Source organism: Myxococcus sp. CA039A (assembly GCF_013336645.1).
Classification (GTDB): Bacteria; Myxococcota; Myxococcia; order Myxococcales; family Myxococcaceae; genus Myxococcus; species Myxococcus llanfairpwllgwyngyllgogerychwyrndrobwllllantysiliogogogochensis.
In genome coordinates, this window is record NZ_JABUMQ010000515.1 from 1 (window position 1) to 4979 (window position 4979).

At 69.5% G+C, this 4979-nt stretch carries 4 protein-coding genes and 1 pseudogene; all 5 read right to left on the reverse strand.

Going from position 1 to position 4979, the window contains the following annotated elements:
- A pseudogene (locus HR086_RS44685) lies at positions 1–245 on the reverse strand (ferric siderophore ABC transporter substrate-binding protein); the annotation flags it as partial.
- Positions 232–687, reverse strand: coding sequence for a biopolymer transporter ExbD (locus HR086_RS44690; RefSeq protein ID WP_141646971.1), 456 nt, complete (start codon positions 685–687; stop codon positions 232–234). The gene HR086_RS44690 and the pseudogene HR086_RS44685, both read right to left, overlap by 14 nt.
- Before the next feature lie 2 nt (positions 688–689).
- The gene (locus HR086_RS44695; protein WP_141646970.1) at positions 690–1379 is read right to left on the reverse strand and encodes a MotA/TolQ/ExbB proton channel family protein; all 690 of its coding nucleotides are present in this window, start codon (positions 1377–1379) and stop codon (positions 690–692) included.
- A 131-nt stretch (positions 1380–1510) separates the two neighbouring features.
- Positions 1511–2761: a hypothetical protein gene (locus HR086_RS44700; protein ID WP_174462173.1), complete on the reverse strand. Its 1251-nt coding sequence runs from the start codon at positions 2759–2761 to the stop codon at positions 1511–1513.
- Positions 2762–2804: 43 nt separating this feature from the next.
- A partial coding sequence (gene mxcH / locus HR086_RS44705) for a TonB-dependent siderophore myxochelin receptor MxcH (protein ID WP_174468704.1) occupies positions 2805–4979 on the reverse strand: 2175 nt, incomplete at its 5' end.

Consider the following 4979-nt stretch of genomic DNA (forward strand, 5'->3'; position numbering starts at 1 on the left):
AGCGGGGGCGGCTTCAGGTCCACCACGTGGTCGATTTGAAGCGTCTGCTTCTTCTGGGTGACCCTGGGCGCCAGCGACTCACCCTTGCGCCAGGCCTGCCAGGCGACGACGCCGGCGACGCCGTGCAGGGACGCGGTGGCCACCATGGCCCAGACGAGCCCGTGTCGCCGCCGCGCGGGCGGCGGGCCCAGGATGATGCTCGCGATGCTCGCGTCGGGGCGCGCGGTGGGGTCAGGGGATGACACGCCCGTCCTCCGTCGCAGGGGTCTCGGGCGTCGCCGGCTCGGCGGGGCGCACGGTGCCGAAGGCGACCTTCGTGAGCCCGGCTTCCTTGAGCTGATCCAACACCGCGATGACCTGCCGGTGCGGCACGGCGCCATCCGCCTGGATGACCGCGCGCAGCTCCGGGTCCTTCACCAGGGCATGCCGCGCGCTGTCTCGCAGCGCGGCCTCGGTGATTCCCTCGCCGTTCACCAGGAGCTGGCCCGTGGCGGTGATGGAGACGGCGAACACCGTCTGCACGTCCTCGCTCTGCGAGGCCTTGGGGAGATCCAGGGGCACGGCGGGGCTGTCCACCAGCCGGGCGGTCACCATGAAGATGATGAGCAGCACCAGCATGATGTCCACGAGCGGCGTGACGTTGATGCCCTCAATCAGGCCGCCTCGGGGCTGCGTTCCGCCCGCCATGGTCAGGCGCCTCCGGTGGAGGAGCGCGCCGCCGCCCGCTCACGGGCGGAGACGTAGGCCAGCACCAGGTTGGTGAGGGCCTCGGCGTCCGAGAGGATGCTCGCGATGCGCCGCTGGAAGTAGTTGTAGGCGGCCACGGCGGGCAGGGCCACGCCGATGCCCACGGCCGTGGCGACCAGCGCCTCGGCGATGCTGCCCATCACCGCGTTGGAGGCGACCTGGCTCGTCTTGCCCACCACCGCGCCCGCGGTCGTCTCGCTCAGCGCCTCGAAGGCGAGCAGCACGCCGATGACGGTGCCGAACAGCCCGATGAAGGGCGCGTTGTTGCCCAGCGTGCCCAGGAAGGCCAGCCGGTTCTCCAGCGTGGAGCGCTCAATCGCGAGCGCGCTCTGCATGCCCTTCTCCGCCGCTGTCATGCCTTGCGGCGCCAGCCGGAGCCCGGCGCGGGCCACCGTGGCGCCCACGGACGTGCGCTTCTCCAGCTTGGAGATGGCCGAGGGGAAGTCGCCGCTCGCCAGCGTCTCCTCCAGCGTGCCGGACAGCTCGCGCACCAGGTCCTGCTTGGTGCGGAACACAATCCACCGCTCGATGATGATGCCAATGCTCACCAGCGACAGGGCGAACAGCAGCCAGAGCACCCAGTTGGCACCCCACTGCACGAAGACATCCTTGACGATTTCCACGATGTGCATGGTCGCTCTCTCAGGCGTCGTCGTGATGACCGCTCGTCATCGCCGCGTCGTTGTCTACGGGTTGCCTTGAAGCAGGACTCCACGGCGCCGGATGCGACCTCCGCACCCGGCGCCATGGGATGAAAAAGTGACTAGCGCAGCTGCAGGAAGGAGAAGACCAGGCCCTGCGTGCTGAAGGCGACCGCGCCGTTCTGGCTGGTCAGGTCGCGGAAGTTCGTCGTGGAGGTGCTGGTGAACTCCGTGAAGAGCGTGCGGCTGTCCGTCACGTCATACAGGAACGTGCTGCCCGTGGAGACGGGGAGGGTGGTGACCTCCGTCGCGGTGAAGGTGCTGAGGTTGAGCTGCCAGAACTTCCAGGCGACGGCGCTGGCCACGGGGCGGGGGTGCACGCCCGGAACCACGGTGTAGGTGGTCTCGTCCAGGACGCGCAGGTACGCGGTGCCGTTGGGGCCGCGCAGCAGGGAGCCCGTGGCGTTGCCGTTGGTCAGGTCGGCCAGGTTGCGGAAGAACGCGCGGTCATAGGTCTGCGTCGTCGCGTTGAAGCGCAGCAGGCAGGGCACCGGCGTGGTCTCCGGGCCCGCCGTGCGGTACACGGCCGCGCCGTACGCCTCGGTGGCCAGGTACACCAGGCCGTCCGGACCGACGACGCCGTCACGCACGTAGCCGCAGCGGTCATCCGTCACGATGGTCGCCGTGTCGGCCACCGTGTCCACCACGACGACGCCGGCCTGCTTGGTGATGCCGATGCCCGCGCTCGGGCGCCAGCCGATGGGGATGATGATCTTGTTGCCGACGCGCACCGGCATCGTCGCGAAGGTGCTCAGCGCGCCCTCGATGGTCAGCCCGGTCAGGGTGATGGCGCTGGTGACCGTCATCGCGGTGGGGTTCCAGACGATGACCTTCCCCGAGCGACCGTCGATGTAATACGCCTTCGTCTCCGAGACGTACTGGAACTGGTGCTGGTACTCGCCGATGGAGCTGACGCCGCTTCCCTGGAAGCTGACCTCCGCGTCACGGCCCTGCGCGTCCTTGTCCTTCTCCAGCTTGCCTTCCGCGGTGAGCTTGTAGCGGGTGACGACGGCGCCCTCGCTGCTGCTCACGTACAGCAGGCCATTCTTCGCGATGCCAGAGCCCAGGGCGCGGCCCGGAACCTCGATGGCGTTTTCCAGGGCGAGCGGCGTGGTGACGTCGACCTTGTCGGTCAGGACGATGTAGCTCTGCGACTCACCGTCGACGCTCACCTGGGTGATGGCGGCATAGACGGGACCGGTGTTGGGGGTCGGCTCCGGATCCTTGTCGTCGTCATTGCAGCCCGCGAACAGCGACAGCGCGAGCGCCGCGGCGGTGATGCGCGACAGGGGGAAGAACGAGCGAATCTTCATGGGGGGCAAAGCCTTTCGGAGAGGATGACTGCGTGTTGGTGACTCAGAGCTCCGCGACCACCTTGGCGGAGACGCTGCGGCCGGGACGCTGAACGCCCATGAAGTCCATGGCGGTGGCGTCGGTCAGGTTCTGCACGTCGACCGTCCAGCTGAAGGTCGCGCGCGCGGTCCGGGTGACATAGGTGAGGGCCAGCGAGTGCAGGAGCTGCGCGTCGATGTCCTGCTTCGAATCCTGGGTGCCCAGCTTCTCCCAGCCCCGGTAGAACGAGTGGATGTACCGGGTGTGCCAGGTCAGCGACAGCTCGTCGCGTGACGAGGCCAGGCCGCTCAACTGGAAGCGGGCGCTGCCGTTGGCCAGCAGGTGCGGCCGGTTGGGCAGCCGCTGCCCCTCGAAGATGCCGAAGGCCCCCTCGCTGGAGACATTGCGGACGTCCTGACAGGTGACGTTGCCGTCCAGCGAGAAGTACTGCTCCGGAGACGTCCACCCGGCCGCGCCGGTGCCGCCCAGGGCGCGAGCCGCGAAGACGTTCTGGTACGTGAAGTAGCCCTCGCGCCCCTGGGGGATGATGAGCTGGTCCGCCAGTCGCGCGAAGCCCATCACGCCGCCCCGGAACGAGCCGTGCCGCGTCTCGCGCGTGTCGAGCGCCAGCTCCAGGTTGAGGTTGTGGCTGGTCTCTGGATCCAGCTCCAGGTTCGCGTCGATGAGGATGCCATCGCCGAACAGCTCGTCGGGCCGGGGCAGGCGCGTGGCCCACTCGTAGGAAGCCTTGGCGATGAACAGGGACGACAGCCGATAGCGGAGCGAGTCACCGACGCCGAAGGTGAAGGTGTCCCGGTCCACGGGCATGAAGCTGTTGTCGGGGCTCAGCCGGTCCGCGCGGGCCAGCTGCACGTAGCTCTTCACGAAGGCGATGTTCTCCAGCCGCTCGTCGAAGGCATCCAGTTCGTGCTCCAGCCCGGTCACCTGGGTGTAGAGGCCGCGGCGGGCGCTGAGCGGATCCACCAGTCCGGTGTTCCGGAGCGCGCGGTCCTCACCGGTCCGCTTCACCCAGGTCGGTGACACCGCGAGCCGCAGCATCTGGTTGGGAGTGAAGCTCCAGCCCAGGTTGATGCGCGCGAAGCCGGTGTGCTGCCCCACATGACGGTCGACGGCGCGGCTCTCCATCTCTCCGGCCTGCGGGAGCTCGGCGACGCACCGGCCGAACCAGTCGTAGGCGCAGCGGCCCTGGTCGCTCAGCCGCGCCTGCCGGAAGACATAGCCGCCGACGGCATCGGCGATGAGGCCGCCGTCATAGGTGTGCTCGAAGCGGAGCGTGGCGCCGCCGGACTGGTTGCCCGAGTCGACCTCGCCGTAGGGCACCTTCATCGTCGTGTCGTGCTGGATCTCCTGGGTGGACGCGGAGGCGAAGCCACGCAGGATGAGGCGCCGCGCCCAGGGCTTGTCCAGGAAGCCGACCTCGACGCCGCCGCCTCCCGCGCGGAAGGCATCATTGAAGCGCGGCAGCCGCGCGTCGCTGAGCTTCCCCGAGCTGTCCTCCACCCGGACGTCGACGCGGTAGTCATTGGGGCTGGAGTCGAAGAAGCCGCTGGCTCGGACGAACAGGCCGGAGGCGCTGGCCACGTGATGCGCGCTCGCGGCGACGCGGTGGGTCTCGAACGAGCCAATCTCGTAGGACGCGGAGGCACCGCTGCCCTGGAGGTTCTCGGTGGTGACGATCTGCACGGCGCCCCCCAGCGCGTCCGCGCCGAAGCGCACCGGCACGACGCCCTGGTACACCTCCATGCGCTGCACCAGGTTGACGGGGACGTTCGCGAAGTCCGGGCCGTAGCCCGCGAGCTCCAGCGGCACGCCGTCGATGAAGAACCGGACCTGGTCATCCGCGAGCCCCGCCAGGGAGAAGCGGGCCCGGCTGCCCAGGCCTCCCGCGCGGCGCACGCCGACCCCTTCGCTGCGCGCCAGCGCCTGGCCCATGTCCACGGCCTCGCGCTGGAGGTTCTCCGTCTCGATGACCTTCACCGCCTCGGCGGAGCGACGCCGGCGGTTGGCCACGGACTCACCCTCGACGGTGACGTCGATGGCCTCCTGGCTCACGTCGACCGGCGCCGCGGTGACCCCGGGCGTTTCGGGCTGAGCGGGCGGCTGGGCCACGGCCTCCGGTGCGGGCGTCGGAGCCGGAGCGGGAGTCTCGACCACGGGGGCGGGCGTGGGCTCCACGGG

Excerpts from the sequence above, each read along its gene's own strand:
- HR086_RS44690 (WP_141646971.1), bottom strand. The coding sequence starts at position 687 with ATGGCGGGCGGAACGCAGCCCCGAGGCGGCCTGATTGAGGGCATCAAC.
- HR086_RS44700 (WP_174462173.1), bottom strand. The coding sequence starts at position 2,761 with ATGAAGATTCGCTCGTTCTTCCCCCTGTCGCGCATCACCGCCGCGGCG.
- HR086_RS44695 (WP_141646970.1), bottom strand. The coding sequence starts at position 1,379 with ATGCACATCGTGGAAATCGTCAAGGATGTCTTCGTGCAGTGGGGTGCC.